Genomic DNA, 18,896 nt, shown 5'->3' with positions numbered 1-18,896 from the left:
CGGCATGGCCCAGCCCAGCAGACAAATGATCAACGTAGCGATTGAACTCCTGCGATATGTCCATCACGCCCCCAGTCAAAATTCACGCTGCGTTTATGATAGCATAATTTATGACACAGTAAGATTAGAGGCTTGACTGTTCCGTTGCCCACCGTAGTGGAGCAACGCGCCATCGCCGTCGCGCTGTCAGATGTGGATGCGCTGCTGGGCAAGCTGGATGCGTTCATCGCCAAGAAGCGCGACCTCAAACAGGCCGCCATGCAGCAACTCCTCACCGGCCAGACCCGCCTGCCGGGGTTTAGCGGGGAGTGGGAGGTGAAGCGGTTTGGTGAAGTGGCGGTGCCACGAAAGGATCGGATTGATCCACGCAAGGCTGGGGTTCAAGAATTCTGCATCGAACTTGAACACATCGAGCAGGGAACAGGGTGTCTCGCGGGCAGTGGCAGTACCGGAGAAGAATCGTCACTCAAGTCAGTATTCCATGCCGAGGATGTTTTGTTCGGCAAATTGCGGGCCTACCTCCGTAAATACTGGCTGGCGGATCGATCTGGAGTTTGCTCAACCGAAATATGGGCGTTGGTCGCAAACCGCGATCTCGTCGCGCCTGTGTTCCTGTTCCAGGTTGTCACGCTCGCCCCATTTATAGAAGCCGCAAGCACTGCCTATGGCACGCACATGCCGCGCTCTGATTGGAACGTAGTGAAGAACTATGAGGTGGCAATTCCGAAACTGGAAGAGCAAACCGCCATCGCCACCATCCTCTCCGACATGGACTCTGAACTTTCTGCCCTCGAAGCCCGCCGCGACAAAACCCGTGCCCTCAAGCAAGGCATGATGCAAGAGCTGTTGACCGGCCGCATCCGGCTCGTATGAGCAAACTTTCCCATGACGGTCATTCACAAGAAACACGTCAGATGTATACGGTCCACGACGTATACATGGCTATAAATTAGTAGAAATCGATTGCCCATGAACCCCATACGCATCTTCATCAGCAGCGTTCAAAAGGAGTTTTCCGAGGAACGGGCAAGCTTGCGCGACTGGTTGCGCAACGATCCGTTGATGCGTCGCTTCTTCGAACCGTTTTTGTTTGAGGATGTGCCTGCCGCCGACCGCCGGGCGGATGAGGTGTATCTCGATGAGGTGGCGGCCTGCGATGTGTATGTGGGACTGTTGGGCAAGGACTATGGCTATGAAGATGCAGAAGGCGTCTCGCCCACCGAGCGGGAATATGCCCAGGCGGGCGCGCACCACAAGACGCGCCTGATTTTTGTGAAGGGGGCCGATGACCAGGGCCGCCACCCCAAGATGCAGGCCTTGATCCGGCGCGTGGGCAACGAGTTAATTCGCCGCCGTTACGCGACGGGCGCCGAGTTGATGGCCGGGCTGTATGCGGCGCTGGTGCAATATCTGCAAGAGCATGAGCTGATTCGCAATGGGCCGTTTGATGCCGCGCCGTGCCGCAATGCCACGCTGGCGGATCTCGATGAGACGCGCATGGCGACGTTTCTGGGTCGTGCCCGTCGCGCGCGCGGGTTTCCGCTGCCGGAAGAGGCCACGCCTTTTGAGTTGCTGACGCATCTGAACTTGCTCGATGCAGGTCGTCCCACGCATGCCGCCATGCTGTTGTTTGGGCGGCAGCCGCAGCGGTTTCTGATTTCCTCCGAGGTGAAGTGCGCGCACTTTCATGGCATTCATGCCGCCAAGCCGATCCCGTCGTACCAGGTTTACAAGGGCACGGTGTTTGATCTGGTGGATCAGGCGGTCGATTTTGTGATGTCCAAGATCAACCTGTGGGTGGGCACGCGTGCGGCCGGTCCGCAGGTGCCGGTGGCGTACGAGATTCCCCGCGAGGTGGTGGCCGAGGCAATCGTGAATGCGGTGGCGCACCGGGATTACACCAGCAACGGTAGCGTGCAGGTGATGCTGTTTGCCGACCGGCTGGAGGTGTGGAACCCCGGTTGTTTACCGCCCTCGCTGACGTTGGAAAAACTGCGCCATCCGCATGGTTCGGTGCCGGGCAACCCGCAGTTGGCGGAGCCGCTTTACCTGACCAAGTACATCGAGCGCATGGGCACGGGCACCGGCGACATGATTCGCCGCTGCGTGGAAGCCGGGTTGCCGGAGCCGGAGTTTTCGGTTTCTGATGGGTTTGTGACCACGATTCGCCGCAAGATCGGGGAAGTGCCTACCCAGCCAGAGTCGCAGCCAGAGTCACGGCCAGAGTCACGGCCAGAGTCACAGTCGCTTGAGCAGCGGGTGCTCGGGCTGCTTGGCAGTGCTTCGTTGTCCAAGTCGGAGATATCCAGCGCACTCGGACAAAAAGAGGTTTCCGGTCAACTGAATCAGGTCATTCGCGTGTTGTTGGCCGATCAAACGGTGGAATACACGCTGCCTGATAAACCCCAAAGCCGCCTGCAAAAGTACCGCATCACCGAGAAGGGCCGGGCTCTGCTGGCCACTCTGCGGCAAGGGAAAAGAATATGAAAGAAAACCAGAACATCGAGTGGAACGCGGGCCAGTTGCCGCCGGATTGGACGCTGGCGAGTTTGATGGCCAAACATTCATCACAACCTGCCAACCCGACCATGACGCTGGCCGAGGTAGCCGCTGAGATCGGAAAATCACTCAGCGCAGTCGAGCGGGCCAGCGCCAAGCTGGTGATGCAAGGCCGGCTGCGGTATTACGGCCCAAGCAAGGGCGGTCACTGGGAAGTTTTGGAGGTTTTGAAATGAGCACCGTTGGCCAAATCGAGAAGCGCGCCCAAGCCCGTATCGTCGCCTTGTTTCAGGAACGCCTGGGTTACGACTATCTGGGCAATCACATCGAGCGCGACAACCGCAACATCGAGCCCGCGCTACTCACGGCGTGGCTGCAAAAGCAAGGCGTGGGCGACAGCCTGATCAGCCGGGCGCTGCACGAGCTGAACAAGGTGGCAACCGACACCAGCAAGAGCATCTACGACCGTAATCGCGAGGTCTATGAGTTGCTGCGCTACGGCGTGAAGGTTCAATCCGGCATGGGCGAGAACCGGGTGACGGTCTGGTTGATCGACTGGAAGCACCCGCAGGCCAATCACTTCGCCATTGCCGAAGAGGTGACGGTGAAGGGCGCGGATGCCAAAGCCAGCAGCAAACGCCCGGACGTGGTGCTCTACGTCAACGGTATCGCGCTGGGGGTGCTGGAGCTGAAGCGCTCCACCGTCTCGGTGGTCGAGGGCATTCGCCAGAATCTGGACAACCAAAAAAAGGAATTCATCCAGCCGTTTTTCTCGACCATGCAACTGGTGATGGCGGGCAACGACAGCGAGGGCTTGCGTTATGCCACTCTTTCGACGCCCGAGAAGTATTACCTGCGCTGGGTGGAGGAAAGCGGCCCCTATGCGGATGAGGCGAATCTGCTGGACCGCCACCTCTTGCAGGTTTGCGACAAGGCGCGGCTGCTGGAGCTGATGCACGACTTTGTGGTGTTCGATGCCGGCACCAAAAAGCTGTGTCGCCAGAACCAGTATTTCGGCGTGAAGGCGGCGCAGCAGTTCATCCACCGCCGCGAGGGCGGCATCATCTGGCACACGCAAGGTAGCGGTAAGTCGCTCACCATGGTGTGGCTGGCCAAGTGGATACGCGAGAACATCACGGGTGGGCGGGTGCTGATCATCACCGACCGCACCGAGCTGGATGAGCAGATTGAAAAGGTATTCAAGGGTGTGAACGAGCAGATCTACCGCACCACCAGCGGTGACGACCTGATCAGCCGGCTCAATGGAACGACGGAATCGTTGATTTGCTCGCTGGTACACAAGTTTGGCGGCAAGGGTAACGGCGACGCGGAGGGTGACGAGGGCACCCAAGCGTTCATTGCCGCGCTTCAGAAGGTGCCGGCGGATTTCAATGCCAAGGGCGACATCCATGTGTTTGTGGACGAGTGCCACCGCACCCAGAGCGGCGACCTGCACAAGGCGATGAAGGCGCTGCTGCCCAACGCGCTGTTTTTCGGCTTCACCGGCACGCCGCTGCTCAAAGCCGACAAGCAAAAGAGCATCGAGGTGTTTGGTCGCTACATCCACACCTACAAATTTGACCAGGCCGTGCGCGAGGGCGTGGTGCTGGATTTGCGCTACGAGGCGCGCGACATTGACCAGACACTGACCAACCGCGACAAGATCGACCAGTGGTTTGATGCCAAAACCAGGGGCCTGAACGACCTGGCCCGCGCGCAGCTCAAGCAGAAGTGGGGCACGATGCAGCGCGTGCTGTCCAGCCAGGACCGGCTGCAAAAAATCGTGGCCGACATTCTGCTGGACATGTCGACGCGCCCGCGCCTGATGGACGGCCACGGCAACGCCATGCTGGTGGCGGGCAGCATTTACGAGGCGTGCAAGTTTTATGAGCTGTTTGCCAGGACCGAACTCAAGGGCCAGTGCGCCATCGTCACCAGCTACGCGCCCAGCGTGACTGATACCAAAGGCGAGACGACGGGCGAGGGCGTCACCGACAAGCTGCTGAAATACGCGGTGTACAGCCAGATGCTGGCCGACTGGTTCAATGAACCGGTCGAGAAAGCCGTCAACAAGGTGGACCGTTTCGAGCAAGAGGTGAAGAAGAAATTCATAGCCGAGCCGGGCCAGATGAAGCTGCTGATCGTGGTGGACAAACTGCTGACCGGCTTTGACGCGCCTTCGGCCACTTATCTCTATATCGACAAGCAGATGCGCGACCACGGGCTGTTTCAAGCCATCTGCCGTGTCAATCGCCTGGACGGTGACGACAAGGAATACGGCTACATCATCGACTACAAGGATTTGTTCCAAAGTCTGGAGGGTGCCGTGGGCGACTACACCAGCGGGGCGCTGGACGGCTATGACAAGGACGATGTGAAGGGCTTGCTGGAGAATCGGCTGGACAAGGCGCGGGAAGATTTGGAAGACGCCCGCGAGGCGGTGAAGGCGCTGTGCGAGCCGGTGGCCGTGCCTCGGGTTTCGTCCGCCTATTTGCACTATTTTTGCACCAGGGATTCAGGCAATGCCGATCAACTCAAGGAGAACGAGCCCAAGCGGCTGAAACTCTACAAGTTTGTGGCGAGTCTGGTCCGGGCCTATGCGGCCATCGCCAGTGAACTGGCGGAGGCGGGCTACACGCCCGAGCAGATCGAGAAGATCAAGGCCGAGGTGGACCACGCCAGCAAGGTGCGCGACGAGGTGCGGCTGGCCAGCGGCGACTACATCGACCTGAAGGCCTACGAGCCCGCCATGCGGCACCTGATCGACACCTACATCCGCGCGGAAGAGAGCGAGAAGATTTCTGCCTTTGACGACATGAGCCTGATTCAGCTCATCGTGGAACGCGGGCCGGATGAGGCGGCGGCCAAGATCAAGGGCGTGATGAAGAGCGACGAGGCGGTGGCGGAGACGATTGAGAACAACGTGCGCAAGCTGATCATCAACGAGTCCCCGGTGGACCCCGCCTATTACGACAAGATGTCCAAGCTGCTTGATGCGCTGATCGAGCAGCGGCGCCAGGGTGTGCTGACCTACACGGAATATCTGGAGAAGATCGCCCGGCTGGCCAAGGAGGTGACATGGCCGGGCGGTGGGTCGGGCGCTTATCCGGTGAGCTTGACGACGGCGGCGCAGCGGGCGCTCTATAACAACCTGGACCAGGACGAGCGGTTGGCGCTGGCGGTGGATGTGGCGGTGCACAGCTCGTTGCAAGATGACTGGCGCAGCAACGCCAGCAAGACCAAGCGCGTGCGCAACGGGATATGGTTTGTGTTGAACACAGCGATGCCGGCTAATCGTGGTTTGCAGGCCAGACAGGTGGATGTCGAAGGCCTGCCATTGACGAATCTGGAAACGGAGACCGACCGGGTGCTGGCGCTGGTGAAACAACAAAATGCTTATTGAGTCCAGCCACCTTCAGGTGGGCGGCATCAAGGTGGAAGTGGTGCGCAAGGACATCAAGAACCTGCACCTGGGCGTTTATCCGCCCCACGGCCGGGTTAGGGTGGCGGCGCCGCTGGTGGTCAATGATGAAGCCGTGCGGCTGGCGGTGATCGACAAGTTGGGCTGGATCAAGCGGCAGAAAGCCAGGTTTATTGAACAGGCGCGCCAGTCACAGCGCGAGATGGTGAATGGCGAAAGTCATTACTTTCTGGGCAAGCGCTATCGCCTGCGAGTGCATGAGCAAGACGCCCCGGCCCGCGTCGCGCTGCGCGGCATCGCCAGCCTTGACCTGTTTGTGCGCCCCGGCAGCAACGCCGCGCAGCGGGAAGTTGTGCTCTTGCATTGGTATCGCGAGCAGCTCAAGGCGCTGATCCCGCCCTTGCTGGAAAAGTGGCAACCGGTCCTTGGTGTTCAGGCCAACCATTGGGGCATCAAGAAGATGAAGACCAAGTGGGGCAGCTGCAACCCCACGGCCGGGCGACTTTGGTTCAATCTGGAATTGGCCAAGAAGCCGGTGCAGTGTCTGGAATACATCGTGGTGCATGAACTGGTGCATCTGCTGGAGCGCAGACACTCCGAGCGCTTCACGGCTTTGATGGATGGCTTCATGCCGAACTGGCGGGTCTGCCGCGAGACGCTCAACAGTGGCGTCTTGGGGCATGAGGTGTGGGCGTATTGATGAGCGCTCAAGCGCCCCAGACCTCCTGCGCCGTCTCCACCACCAAGCGCAGCTTGGCGCGCTGTGCTTCCACCGCGATGTCATTGCCATGCACGGTGCTGCTGAAGCCGCACTGTGGTGACAGCGCCAGCTGCTCCAGCGGCGCGTAGCGGGCCGCTTCGTCAATGCGGCGTTTCAGGTCGTCCTTGCTTTCCATCGCGCCAAACTTGGTGGTGACCAGGCCCAGCACCACGGTTTTGCCTTTGGGCAGGTAGCGCAGGGGTTTGAAGTCGCCGCTGCGGTCGTCGTCGTACTCCATGAAGTAGGCGTCCAGGTTCATCTCTTTCAGCAGGGCTTCGGCCACCGGCTCGTAGTTGCCCGATGCCGCGTGCGTGCTCTTGAAGTTGCCGCGGCACAAGTGCATGGCCAAGAGCATGCCGGGCGGCTTCTGCGCCACCACCAGATTGATGAATTTGGCGTAGCGGTGGGGCAGCTCGTTCGGGTCATCACCACGCTGGCGCGCGGCTTCGCGCATTTTTTCGTCGCACAGATAGGCCAGATTGGTGTCGTCCATCTGCACATAGGTGCAGCCGGCGGCGGCCAGGCTGCGCAGTTCGTCGCCATAGGCATTGGCCACGTCCTGGTAAAAATCAGGGTCGAGTTCGGGGTAATGCTGTTGGCTGATGCCGGCGCGGCCACCGCGAAAGTGCAGCATGGTGGGGGAGGGAATGGTGACTTTGGGTGTGTTGCCGGCGGACACCTGGCTCTTCAAATACTGAAAATCGGCCAACTGGATGTCCTTGACATGGCGCACCTTGTCGATCACGCGCATCACCGGCGGCGCCAGTTCCAGCGTGCCGTCGGGCTTCTGGATGGTGACCGGAATGTCGCTCTTGACGCCGCCAATCTGCTCCAGAAAGTCGATATGAAAGTAGGTGCGGCGGAACTCGCCGTCGGTGATGCTCTTCAGGCCCACGTCCTCCTGAAACTTCACGATCTCGGTGATGGCCTTGTCCTCCACCCGGCGCAGCTGCTCCGGCGTGATGCTGCCGTTGGCTTTTTGCTCGCGTGCATCCAGAAGGTACTTGGGGCGCAGAAAGCTGCCGACATGGTCATAGTGGGCGGGTAATTTGGCGACGACCTGGTTCATGGGGTTCTCCGGTGGTTTTGTTGCAGTCCAAATACTAAGCCAAGTTCAAGTCCTTACATTGAATACATAAATCATGAAATTTGCATCTGAATTGCCTTATTTTTCAAATTATTCAGTTTTATGTATACATTGCGTATCCATGAAAATAAAAATTCTTATGCCAATCACTACTGTTTCAATAGCTGACTCCGCAATGGATACGGGGGCCAGAGGTCAAAATGATGCGGAAATTTTGCCGGTGAACGCGCAAATCAGTGCCCAGGCCAGTGTGCAAGTGCAGGCCTTGTTGCGCCTGCGCGAGATGATTCTGGCCGGTGAATTGCCGGGTGGCGCCCGCATTGCCGAGCTGTCTATCGTCGAAAAGCTGGGTTTTTCGCGCACGCCGATTCGGGCTGCCTTGATGCGGCTGGAGCAGGAAGGTCTGCTCGATGCCTTGCCCAACGGCGGCTATGCCGTCAAGACCTTTTCCGAACGCGATGTCTCCGAGGCCATCGAGCTGCGCGGCACGCTCGAAGGCCTGTCAGCCCGGCTGTCGGCCGAGCGCGGTGCGCCGCCTGTGGTGCTGAACGAAGCGCGTGAATGCCTGCGCGAGATTGACACGGTGCTGAGCCAGCCCGCACTGAACGATGACGCGTTTTCCAGTTACGTGACCTTGAATGCGCGTTTCCACGCGCTGTTGAGTGAAATGGCGGGCAGTGTGGTGATCGCCAAAGAGCTGGAGCGCGTGTCCAGCCTGCCGTTCGCCTCGCCCTCGGGTTTTGTGGTGGTGCAGGCCAACTCGCCCAAGGCTCGCGACATGCTGGTCGTGGCGCAAGACCAGCACTGGCAGGTGCTCGACGCCATTGACCGGCGTGAAGGCTCGCGCGCCGAGAGCCTGATGCGCGAGCACTCCCGCATGGCCCAGCGCAACCTGCGCCAAGCCGTGCAAAGCCAGCAACTGGACCAGATACCCGGCGTGCGGCTGATCCGCCGACGCAGCTAACGGCCCTATGCTCAGCCCCTTGATTTGTATCAACATGAAAACGCCAGGCTCGCGGGCCATGCGAGTGGGGTCCGGTACACTGGATTTGGCTTGCCGCATGGATGTCTGTTTGCGGTGGCTTGGTTATTCCAAACTGTTATAACAAAGAGTCTGAAATCTCTATTGCGATTGGTAACATTTGCAGTCACAGTAGAGGGGATTTCTGGATTCAATCATCCTACTGGAGACAAGACATGCAAAAAAGACAATTCCTTCACGCCACAGCCCTTGCCGTTGTTGCGCTATCCGCCACAAACTCAATAGCGCAGGACAACAAGTTCAAAATTGGCCTGATCCTGCCCATGACCGGGCAGCAAGCCAGCACCGGACGCCAGATCGAAGCGGCCGCCCGGCTTTACATGGCGCAAAACGGCGACACCGTGGCTGGCAAAAAGATCGAATTGATCGTCAAGGACGACACCAGCATTCCCGACGTGACCAAGCGCCTGGCGCAAGAACTGGTGGTGAATGACAAGGTGAATGTGCTGGCCGGTTTCGGCATCACGCCCTCGGCGCTGGCCACCGCGCCGATAGCGACGCAGTCCAAGACCCCGCTGGTGGTGATGGCGGCCGCGACCAGCAGCATCACGCAGGCCTCGCCTTACATCGTGCGCACCAGCTTCACGCTGCCGCAGGCGGCGGTTGCCATGGGCGACTGGGCACCCAAAAATGGCATCAAGAAGGTCGTGACCCTGGTCAGTGATTACGGTCCCGGCATCGATGCCGAAAAGTATTTCAAAGAGCGCTTTATCTTCAACGGCGGCCAGGTATCGGAGTCGCTGCGCGTGCCGCTGCGGGGTCCTGACTTTGCACCGTTCCTGCAAAAAGTGCGTGACCTGAAACCCGACGCCCTGTTTGTGTTTGTGCCGTCTGGCGCCGGCGCGGCCGTTATGAAGCAGTTTCTGGAGCGCGGCATGGACAAGGCCGGCATCAAGCTGATTGGCACCGGCGACATCACCGATGACGATCAACTCAACGACATGGGTGACGGCGCCCTGGGCGTGGTCACCTCGCACCACTATTCCACCGCCCATCCTTCCGCCGCGAACAAAAAGTTCGTCGAAGCCTTCACCAAAGCCAACAAGAACCTGCGCCCCAACTTCATGGCTATTGGCGGTTATGACGGCATGCGCGTGATCTACGAAGCGCTCAAGATCACCAAAGGTGCAGGCGGCGGCGATGCCTTGCTGGCGGCGATGAAGGGTCAGATTTTTGAGAGCCCGCGCGGCCCAATGTTCATCGACGCGCAAACCCGCGACGTGGTGCAGAACATCTACCTGCGCAAGGTGGAACGCAAAGACGGCCAGCTCTACAACGTGGAATTTGACGTCATCAAGGACGTCAAGGACCCGGGCAAAGCCAAGTAAATTGACCGTGCGATAGCCTGAACTGCCATGTCGGGCTCGCCCCGGCATGCGCATTACTTTGGATAAGTTATGTTGACAATCCTTTTCGACGGCATCGCCTATGGCATGTTGTTGTTCATTCTGGCCGTGGGTCTGGCCGTGACCATGGGGCTGATGAACTTCATCAATCTCGCGCACGGCGCCTTCGCCATGGTGGGCGGCTACATCACCGTGCTGCTGATGCAGAAAATGGGCGTGCCGTTTCTGGTCTGCCTGCCGCTGGCCTTTCTCGGCTCGGCCTTGCTGGGCGGCGTGCTGGAGCGCACGCTGTACCGCCCGCTGTACCACAAGCCGCATCTGGACCAGGTGTTGTTTTCCATCGGCCTGACCTTCATGGCGGTGGCCACGGCCGACTACTTCATCGGCTCCAGCCAGCAAATCATCCAGCTGCCCGAATGGCTCAAGGGCCGGACCGAACTGGGGCAGGGCGACTGGATACTGGGCATGGGCCACTACCGCCTGTTCATCATTGCCGTGTGTGCGGCGCTCACGGTGGCACTGCAATTTGTGCTGACCAAAACCCGTTTTGGCAGCCGCTTGCGTGCTTCGGTGGACGATCAGCGCGTGGCGGCCGGCATGGGCATCAATGTGAATGTGGTGTTCCTGGGTACCTTCGCGGTGGGCTCGGGTCTGGCCGGGCTGGGCGGCGCGCTGGGCGCCGAAGTGCTGGGGCTGGACCCCAGCTTTCCGCTCAAATTCATGATTTACTTTTTGATCGTGGTGGCAGTGGGGGGCACATCCTCCATCACCGGTCCGTTGCTGGCCGCGCTCTTGCTGGGCATCGCCGACGTGGCGGGCAAGTACTACATCCCCAAACTCGGTGGTTTTATTGTGTATAGCTTGATGATCATGATTCTGATCTGGCGCCCGCAAGGCCTGTTCGTGCGCAAAGGGGGCAAGTGATGACGAACTCGTCGACGAACTCACAAAATTTGCTACTCCAGAGCGGTCGCTGGAAGCTGTGGGAATACCCGCTGTGGTTGCTGGCGCTGGCCTCGCCCTTCGTGCTGTCCAGCCACGCGCTGATCATCAATGAGATTGCCATCGTGGCGCTGTTTGCCCTGTCGCTGGATTTGATTCTGGGCTACACCGGCATCGTGTCGCTCGGGCACGCCGCTTTCTTCGGCATGGGCGCTTATTCGGCGGCCTTGTTTGCCAAGCTGGTGATGCCGGACCCGCTCCTGGGCTTGGTGGTGGGGGTGACGACGGCTGGCGTGCTGGGCGCGCTGTGCAGCGCCACCATCCTGCGCGGCACCGATCTGACCCGTTTGATGGTGACCTTGGGTGTCGGCCTGATCCTGATGGAATTGGCCAACAAGATGGACTGGCTGACCGGCGGCGCCGACGGGCTGCAGGGCGTTGTCATGGGGCCGCTCCTGGGCCAGTTCGAGTTTGACTTGAGCGGGCGCACGGCAGCCTGGTACTCACTGAGCGTACTGCTGCTGGTGTTTGTGATCGCGCGACGCTTTGTGAACTCGCCGTTTGGCGCCACGCTCAAGGCAATTCGTGACAACCGGCTGCGCGCCATGGCGATTGGCATTCCGGTGAGCAGCCGCCTGGCCGTGGTGTACACGGTGGCGGCTGCACTGGCCGGTGCTGCTGGTGCCTTGCTGGCGCAAACCACCGGCTTTGCTTCGCTGGATGTGTTCGAGTTCCATCGCTCGGCCGACGTTATGCTGATCCTGGTGATCGGCGGTGTCGGCTGGCTGTATGGCGGCGTGGCCGGTGCCATTGTGTTCAAGCTGATGCAGGACTTCATCTCAAGCATCACGCCGCAATACTGGACCTTCTGGATTGGCCTGTTCCTGGTGGTGCTGGTGCTGGTCGGGCGGGAGCGTTTGATTCGCCCCTGGACCTGGCACAAGCCGCGCTCGGCAGGGAGTAAATCATGAGCGCCATCCCACAAATCCGGGCGGGCGCCGAGACCGTGCTATCCGCGCAAGGGCTGGTGATGAAGTTTGGCGGCATCACCGCCACCAACAACGTCACGCTGGACCTGAAAAAGGGCGCCCGTCATGCCTTGATCGGCCCCAACGGCGCCGGCAAAACCACGCTCATCAATCTGCTGACCGGCGTGCTGCAACCCACCTCCGGAAAAATCGTGCTGGAGGGCCAGGACATCACCGAGCTCGCGCCGTACCAGCGCGTGCGCCGCGGCATGGTGCGCACCTTCCAGATCAACCAGTTGTTTGACACCCTGACGCCGCTGGAAACGCTGGCCATGACGGTATCGCAGCAGCAGGGGCTGGGCGGCAAATGGTGGCAGGCGCTGGGTTCCCAAAAACGCGTGACCGAGCGCTGCGAGCAGTTGCTGGAGCAGTTTCACCTGACGGCCGTGATGGCGCAGGAGACCCGGGTGCTGGCCTACGGCAAGCGCCGCCTGTTGGAAATCGCGATTGCGCTGGCCTGCGAGCCGCGCGTGCTGCTGCTGGACGAGCCGGTGGCGGGCGTGCCCGCCGGCGAGCGTGAAGAGCTGCTGCAAACGGTAGCGGCTTTGCCGGCCGATGTGTCGGTGTTGTTGATCGAGCATGACATGGACTTGGTGTTCAGCTTCGCCAACCGCATGACGGTGCTTGTCAACGGCACGGTGTTGACGGAGGGCGACCCGGATCAAATTGCCAACGACTCACGGGTCAAGGCGGTCTATCTCGGCCACGGCGATGAGATCAACGATGCCATGGAACCGGCCACTGCAGGGAAAATTCACCATGTCTGAGTTGCTGAAAGTTCAGGATTTGAGCGCCGGTTACGGCGAAGCCGTGGTGCTGCATGACGTGTCGCTCACGCTCGATGAAGGCCAGACCCTGGCCCTGCTCGGGCGCAACGGCACCGGCAAGACCACCCTCATCAACACGCTGGCCGGTGCCACGCGCCAGCACGGTGGCAGCATCATGCTGGGGACTGGATCGTCCGTGTTGGCGCTGCACAAACTGCCCTCGCATGAGCGGGCCGCCGCCGGCATTGGCTGGGTGCCGCAGGAGCGCAATATTTTCAAGTCGCTCTCGGTGCATGAGAACCTCACCGCCGTGGCGCGACCGGCCAGGGCCGGGCGCGCTTCTCCGCCGTGGACGCCTGAGCGTGTCTACGAGCTGTTTCCCCGCCTGGCCGAGCGCAAGACCAATCTGGGCACGCAGCTCTCCGGTGGCGAGCAGCAGATGCTGGCCCTGGGCCGGGCCCTGGTGTTGAACCCGACCTTGCTGCTGTTGGACGAACCCTGCGAAGGCCTGGCGCCCATCATCGTGCAGGAGTTGTTGCGAGCCATCCGGCGCATCACCCGCGAAGAAGGGCTGTCGGCCATCATCGTGGAGCAACACCCGCAGGCGATTCTGGCGATTTCCGACACGGCCGCCGTGCTGGACCGGGGCACGGTGGTGTATTCCGGCACGGCGCGCAGCTTGCAGGACCAACCGGCGCTGCTGGACAAGCTGCTGGGTGTGGCGCGGTAGTTTTCTGATTGCTCCTTAATTAATAGCTGCTTGCGCTTATTGCATGAGGGCTAGAGGTCAATTCGATCAATATTTATCCACCAAGGATGACGTCATGAGCCTCAAGCGTTTCATTTCCAGCCTGCTGTTGGCCACGCTGGCGGCCCATGCCGCGTTCGCCCAAACCTTTCCCGGCAAGCCGATCCGCATCGTCGTGCCCTTCGGTGCCGGTGGCGTGGCCGACCTGACGGCGCGCACCGTGGCGCAGAAGCTCAGCGAGTCGCTGGGGGCGCCCGTGGTGATCGACAACAAACCCGGCGCCGGTGGCGTCGTGGCGGGCGACACGGTGGCCAAGGCCGAGCCCGATGGCTACACGCTGCTGCTGATATCCAATGGCACGGCGGTCAGCAGCAACCTGTTCAAGTCGCTGCCGTTTGACACCGTGCGCGACTTTGCGCCGGTGTCCACCCTGGGCTACTTCGATATCGCGGTCATCGTTCCCGCAGATTCGAAATTCAAGACGCTGGCCGAGCTGCTGGCGTTTGCCAGAACCAACCCCGGCAAGCTCAACCTGGGCAGCATCAACATCGGCAGCACGCAAAACCTGGCGGCCGAGCTGTTCAAAACCAGCTCGGGCACCGACGTGCAGATCGTGCCTTTCAACGGCACCCCGGCCGTGATCACCGCGCTGCGGGGTGGCCAGATTGATGTCGCCGTCGAGATATTGGGTCCGATGCTGCCGCAAATCAAGGCCAAAGCCGTGCGCGCGCTGGCGGTGACCGGCGAAAAACGCGCGGCCGTGCTGCCCGATGTGCCCACTGCCAAAGAGAGCGGACTGCCGACTTTTGTGGTGTCCAGCTGGAACGCGCTGGCCGCACCAGCTAAAACCCCGAAGAATGTGATCGACCGCCTGAACAAGGACGTGGTCGCGGCCCTCAACGCCCCGGATGTCAAGAAGAAACTGCTTGACCTGAATGTTGAAGCCCGCGCCAGCTCGCCCGAGCAGGCGTCCGAGCTGCTGGCCAGCGAAATCAAGCGCTGGGGTGAGGTGATCACCCGCGCCAAAATTCCGAAACAATAAGCCGCTAATAAGCAAGCCTGTTAATCCCATCCGCAAGAGGAGCACGCAATGAAACTCGAACACATCGGCATGGTCGGCTACGGTGAAGTCGGCAAAATTTTTACCGCCGGGCTCAAAAGCAGCGTGCTCACCGTCAGCGCCTGGGATCTCAAGTTTGACGCCGCCAACACATCGGCCCCCACACGGGACGCCGAGTTGGCGCATGCGGCCCGGGCTGGCATCCAAGCCTGTTTGTCGATGCAGGCCCTGTGCGAAAACGCCTATTTCGTCATCTCCGCCGTGACCGCCTCCAACACCCTGGCCGTGGCGCAGACGGCGGCCCAGCACATTCGCCCCGGTGCCATTTTTCTGGACCTCAACTCGGCTTCACCCGGCACCAAGCAGCAGGCGGCGCAGCTCATCGAGGCGGCGGGTGCCCATTACGTCGAAGCCGGCGTCATGACCTCGGTGCCACCCTACGGTATTCGCGTACCCATGCTGCTGGGCGGCGATCAGGCCGAGGCACTGGCCGAAAAATTGCGCAGTTTCGGCATGGACGCCAAGGCGGTGGCGACCGAGATCGGCGTAGCGTCGGCCATCAAGATGTGCCGCAGCGTGATGATCAAGGGGCTGGAAGCGCTGGTGATTGAGAGCTACACCACGGCCCGAAAATACGGCGTGGAAGAGCACATGATCCCGACCCTGACCGAGACTTTTCCGTCCATCGATTGGGAAAAGCAAGGCGCTTACTTCTTCAGCCGCGTGGCCCAGCACGGCAAGCGCCGCGCCGAAGAAATGCGCGAGGCCGCCAACACCGTGCGCGAGGCGGGTTTCGAGCCCTGGATGGCGGCGGCCATTGCCGAGAAACACGACTGGATCGCGCAGCAAAGCCGCGACGGGGTGTTTGAGGGCGTCGGCAAAGACGCCTGTTGGCAGGATTACGCCGACCGCCTGCTGGCGGCGCGCAAGCCCTGAGGCACCGGGGCCAAGCCTTTTCCATGTTCGACATCCTGGGTATTACCGGACCCATTTACCTCGCGATTGCTGCCGGCTACCTCGCCACCCGATTCGGCTTGTTTGCCAAGGCCGACATGCGTGTTTTCGGCAAGTTCGTCATCAATCTGGCGCTGCCCGCGTTGTTGTTCAATGCCCTGTCGCAGCGGCGCCTGAGCGAGATCATGAATGGCGACTACCTGCTGGTCTATGCGCTGGGCTCGTTCGCCGTGCTGTTTGGCGGGCTGGCGTGGGCGCGTTATGCGGAGCACCGAACCCTGAGCTACAGCAGCTATCTCGCCATGGGCATGTCGTGCTCCAACAGCGGCTTTGTAGGCTACCCGGTGGTGCTGCTGACCCTGGGCGGTTCGGTGGCGGGCGTGTCGCTCGCGCTCAATATGCTCGTGGAGAACCTGCTCTTGCTGCCGCTGCTCATGGTGATGGCGGACATCACGGACGGCGCAGACTCCGCCAGGGGCCAGTGGCGACGTGTCCTGGGTCAGACCCTGAAGCGCCTGCTGCGCAACCCGATGATCGGCGCCATCGTGGCAGGATTTTGTTCTCGCTGCTGGGTTGGCAGTTACCGGGGCCGCTGGCGCGTACGGTCAATCTGTTTTCTCAGGCCAGTGGCGCGCTGGCGCTGTTTGTGATCGGTGGCACCCTGGTGGGCCTGCAGGTCAAGGGCATGCGCCGGCTGGTGGCGCGCATTGCCTTTGGCAAACTGATTCTGCATCCGCTGGCGGTGCTGCTCCTGCTGCTATGGCTCGTGCCCATCAGCGACCCGCAGTTGCGTACGGTGGTGGTGCTCACGGCGGCGATGCCGATGATGGGCATCTATCCCATCCTGGCGCAGAAACATGGTCTGGAGGACCTCGCCGCCGCCGCGCTGCTGGTCACCACGATTGCCTCTTTCTTCACCCTCAGCGCGCTGCTGTGGGGACTCAAGCATGTGCCGGTGTGGGGTTAGACCCTAGTCAGTTTTTCGCGCAGTTGGTCGATACTGAGCACACAGCCGTCGAATGGTTCGTGCGGTTTATCAAGTCAATGTCTTTTTAATTCGACTAGTTCTTCCAGGAGTCCACATGAAGCGTTCCCTCGTCATTTCTTCCTTGGCCTGCCTGCTGGCCATTCCTTTTGTTCATGGCGTTCATGCCCAAACCAAGGCCACCGCCGCCGAGGCGACGGCCATGGTCAAAAAAGGCGTGGCCTTCATGAAGGCCAACGGCAAAGACAAAGGGCAGGCTGAAATCAGCAATAAATCGGGCCAGTTTATTGATCGCGACCTGTATCTGGTGGTCTACGCGCTGGACGGCACCGTGCGTGCTCACGGTGCCAACGAGAAGATGATCGGCAAAAACCTGATTGATCTCAAGGACGTTGATGGCAAGGAATTTGTCAAGGAGCGGGTTGAGCTTGCCAAGAGCAAGGGCACTTTTTGGCAGGACTATAAATTTACCGATCCAACGACCAAGAAAATTGCACCCAAGAGCATGTACTGCGAAAAGCTCGACGATGCCGCTGTCTGTGGTGGAATTTACAAGTAAGGCCGGTCAACATCCGCTGATTGCGCGGATGTTTTTTTGTGACTTGAAGACCTGCTGGAATGGCAGGGAGGTATAGGGAGTCACCATGAAGTTGGGTATGAAATTGTTGGCGGCGCCTTTGTTGACCGCCGTGGTGGTGTTGCTGGCCGGGCAGCTCAACACCGTATTGATGAGCCAGGAGGCCGACAAGGGCCAATCCAGTTCCAAAGCCAGTCTGGCTGACTTCAAAACGGTTGCCGGTGTGCAGTTGCAGCTCGGCCTGGTTCACGCCAGCGTCTATAAAACGGTCGCCTTGATCGGTTCGCTGGATGAACCCAAGATCAAGGCTTTTCGCGGTGATTTGGCCCAGCAGCTTGGCGGCATCAAGCGTGCTTCGGCCGCTTTGGCCGAAGCCGGGAGTGCAGACGCAGGACTGCGAACCACCATCTCCGAGGTGGGCCAGCAGCTTGACAAATACGCCAAGCAGACGGATTCGGCCATTGACCTGTCGTCCGTGGATCCCAACACCGGTATTGCGGCGATGCAGGGCGCAGATGCCACGTTTGCCGGGCTGAACAAGACCCTGTCGACCATCGTGGCAGCCGGTGAGGCCGGCTCACACGCGGTCATCGCGGCGTCGCAGCAAAGATCGCGCACCACCAATCTGCTGCTGGGAGCGCTTGGTCTGGTGGTGGCGGGTGTCGCCGTTGGCTTGTCCTGGCTGATGCAGCGCAAGCTGGTGGCTGAGCTGGCCCGGGCGGTGGTGCTCACACAAGGGGTGGCGGGCGGCAACCTGAATGTTGACGCCAGCAGCGCGCGCCAGGACGAGGTGGGCGACCTGATGCGCGCGCTGGGCAGCATGACAGGGCAGCTGAACCAGTCCATCGCCACGGTGCATGGCTCCTCTGAGTCCATTCGTCTGGCCAGCGCCGAGATTGCCACCGGCAACCAGGACCTGGCCAATCGCACCGAACAGACGGCGACCAATTTGCAGCGGGCGGCGTCCTCCACAGAGCAACTCACCGGCACCGTCCGGCAATCGGCCGACGCCGCGCGCCAGGCCAACCAGCTCGCAGCTTCGGCGACCGAGGTGGCGGTGCGCGGAGGCGCGGTGGTGGCCCAGGTGGTCTCCACCATGGAGGAGATCAATAGCAGCGCGCGAAAGATTTCCGACATCATCAGCGTCATCGACGGCATCGCGTTTCAGACCAATATCCTGGCCTTGAATGCTGCCGTGGAAGCGGCCCGTGCCGGCGAGCAGGGGCGCGGCTTTGCCGTGGTGGCCAGCGAGGTGCGCAGTCTGGCCGGACGTTCGGCCCAGGCGGCCAAGGAAATCAAGAACCTGATCGGCGTGTCCGTCGACAAGGTGGATTCGGGAACGCGTCTGGTGGCCGATGCCGGCAAGACCATGACCGAAATCGTGAATTCGGTCAAACGCGTATCCGACATCATTGGCGAGATTTCTGCCGCCTCCTCGGAGCAAAGCGACGGGATCTCGCAGGTCAACACCGCGGTGACGGAACTCGACCAGATGACGCAGCAGAATGCGGCGCTGGTGGAGCAGTCGGCCGCAGCGGCGGAGAGCCTGCGCGAACAGGCCCAGCGACTGGCGCAGCTGGTGTCTACCTTCCGGCTGGCCGATGCCTCTCATCGCCTGCAGGGGCAAAGCCCGGTCTTGCTGTCAGGGTCTTGAGGCGTACAGTCCCGGCCCCGGCCGGC

At 60.7% G+C, this 18,896-nt stretch carries 18 protein-coding genes; 17 read left to right on the top strand and 1 reads right to left on the bottom strand.

Annotated features, from left to right (window positions below; all coding sequences use genetic code 11):
• Positions 1-132: 132 nt before the first annotated feature.
• From C5P05_RS12930 to C5P05_RS12910, 5 genes are all read left to right on the top strand, one after another.
• Positions 133-873, top strand: a complete 741-nt coding sequence (locus tag C5P05_RS12930; protein ID WP_198674712.1) for a restriction endonuclease subunit S — start codon at positions 133-135, stop codon at positions 871-873.
• A gap of 96 nt (positions 874-969) precedes the next feature.
• Entirely contained in the window at positions 970-2,487 is a 1,518-nt protein-coding gene (locus tag C5P05_RS12925) for a DUF4062 domain-containing protein (RefSeq protein WP_114970260.1), read from the top strand.
• Positions 2,484-2,735, top strand: a complete 252-nt coding sequence (locus tag C5P05_RS12920) for a hypothetical protein (RefSeq protein WP_114970259.1) — start codon at positions 2,484-2,486, stop codon at positions 2,733-2,735. The genes C5P05_RS12925 and C5P05_RS12920 overlap by 4 nt, the downstream gene beginning before the upstream one ends.
• Positions 2,732-5,902 (top strand): HsdR family type I site-specific deoxyribonuclease, encoded by a 3,171-nt coding sequence (locus C5P05_RS12915; protein ID WP_114970258.1) that lies wholly within the window; start codon positions 2,732-2,734, stop codon positions 5,900-5,902. Before C5P05_RS12920 ends, C5P05_RS12915 begins: the two co-directional genes overlap by 4 nt.
• A complete protein-coding gene (locus C5P05_RS12910) occupies positions 5,892-6,620 on the top strand; it encodes a M48 family metallopeptidase (RefSeq protein ID WP_114970257.1) in 729 nt (242 codons plus the stop codon). The genes C5P05_RS12915 and C5P05_RS12910 overlap by 11 nt, the downstream gene beginning before the upstream one ends.
• A 7-nt stretch (positions 6,621-6,627) precedes the next feature.
• Here C5P05_RS12910 and C5P05_RS12905 read toward each other — a convergent pair whose 3' ends face one another.
• Positions 6,628-7,749 (bottom strand): 5-methyltetrahydropteroyltriglutamate--homocysteine S-methyltransferase, encoded by a 1,122-nt coding sequence (locus tag C5P05_RS12905; protein ID WP_114970256.1) that lies wholly within the window; start codon positions 7,747-7,749, stop codon positions 6,628-6,630.
• Positions 7,750-7,942: 193 nt separating this feature from the next.
• On the opposite strand from C5P05_RS12905, the gene C5P05_RS12900 reads away from it, so the two are divergent.
• From C5P05_RS12900 to C5P05_RS34970, 12 genes are all read left to right on the top strand, one after another.
• Complete coding sequence (locus tag C5P05_RS12900) at positions 7,943-8,731, top strand: GntR family transcriptional regulator (RefSeq protein ID WP_114970255.1); 789 nt, start codon at positions 7,943-7,945, stop codon at positions 8,729-8,731.
• Positions 8,732-8,964: 233 nt separating this feature from the next.
• Positions 8,965-10,137 carry an ABC transporter substrate-binding protein gene (locus C5P05_RS12895; RefSeq protein ID WP_114970254.1) on the top strand — a complete coding sequence of 391 codons (1,173 nt, stop codon included), beginning with the start codon at positions 8,965-8,967 and terminating at the stop codon, positions 10,135-10,137.
• A 69-nt stretch (positions 10,138-10,206) separates the two neighbouring features.
• On the top strand, positions 10,207-11,079 hold the full coding sequence (locus C5P05_RS12890) for a branched-chain amino acid ABC transporter permease (RefSeq protein WP_114970253.1): 873 nt from the start codon (positions 10,207-10,209) through the stop codon (positions 11,077-11,079).
• On the top strand, positions 11,079-12,068 hold the full coding sequence (locus C5P05_RS12885) for a branched-chain amino acid ABC transporter permease (protein WP_114970252.1): 990 nt from the start codon (positions 11,079-11,081) through the stop codon (positions 12,066-12,068). The genes C5P05_RS12890 and C5P05_RS12885 overlap by 1 nt, the downstream gene beginning before the upstream one ends.
• Complete coding sequence (locus C5P05_RS12880; protein WP_114970251.1) at positions 12,065-12,892, top strand: ABC transporter ATP-binding protein; 828 nt, start codon at positions 12,065-12,067, stop codon at positions 12,890-12,892. Before C5P05_RS12885 ends, C5P05_RS12880 begins: the two co-directional genes overlap by 4 nt.
• Positions 12,885-13,622, top strand: a complete 738-nt coding sequence (locus C5P05_RS12875) for an ABC transporter ATP-binding protein (protein WP_114970250.1) — start codon at positions 12,885-12,887, stop codon at positions 13,620-13,622. Before C5P05_RS12880 ends, C5P05_RS12875 begins: the two co-directional genes overlap by 8 nt.
• 94 nt (positions 13,623-13,716) lie before the next feature.
• A complete protein-coding gene (locus C5P05_RS12870) occupies positions 13,717-14,682 on the top strand; it encodes a tripartite tricarboxylate transporter substrate binding protein (RefSeq protein WP_114970249.1) in 966 nt (321 codons plus the stop codon).
• A gap of 48 nt (positions 14,683-14,730) precedes the next feature.
• Positions 14,731-15,636 (top strand): NAD(P)-dependent oxidoreductase, encoded by a 906-nt coding sequence (locus tag C5P05_RS12865; protein WP_114970248.1) that lies wholly within the window; start codon positions 14,731-14,733, stop codon positions 15,634-15,636.
• Between the two features lie 23 nt (positions 15,637-15,659).
• Positions 15,660-16,304, top strand: coding sequence for an AEC family transporter (locus C5P05_RS12860; protein WP_332871351.1), 645 nt, complete (start codon positions 15,660-15,662; stop codon positions 16,302-16,304).
• A complete protein-coding gene (locus tag C5P05_RS35125; protein ID WP_332871350.1) occupies positions 16,211-16,621 on the top strand; it encodes an AEC family transporter in 411 nt (136 codons plus the stop codon). Before C5P05_RS12860 ends, C5P05_RS35125 begins: the two co-directional genes overlap by 94 nt.
• Positions 16,622-16,736: 115 nt before the next feature.
• Positions 16,737-17,198 (top strand): cache domain-containing protein, encoded by a 462-nt coding sequence (locus C5P05_RS12855; RefSeq protein ID WP_114970247.1) that lies wholly within the window; start codon positions 16,737-16,739, stop codon positions 17,196-17,198.
• A gap of 85 nt (positions 17,199-17,283) precedes the next feature.
• Positions 17,284-18,870 carry a methyl-accepting chemotaxis protein gene (locus C5P05_RS34970; protein WP_114970246.1) on the top strand — a complete coding sequence of 529 codons (1,587 nt, stop codon included), beginning with the start codon at positions 17,284-17,286 and terminating at the stop codon, positions 18,868-18,870.
• The last annotated feature ends 26 nt before the right edge of the window (positions 18,871-18,896 follow it).

The sequence above is a fragment of the Rhodoferax ferrireducens genome (assembly GCF_003347515.1).
Classification (GTDB): domain Bacteria; phylum Pseudomonadota; class Gammaproteobacteria; order Burkholderiales; family Burkholderiaceae_C; genus Rhodoferax.
Note: the sequence above shows the minus strand (reverse complement) of the source record. Positions and strands in the feature narration are given on the sequence as shown.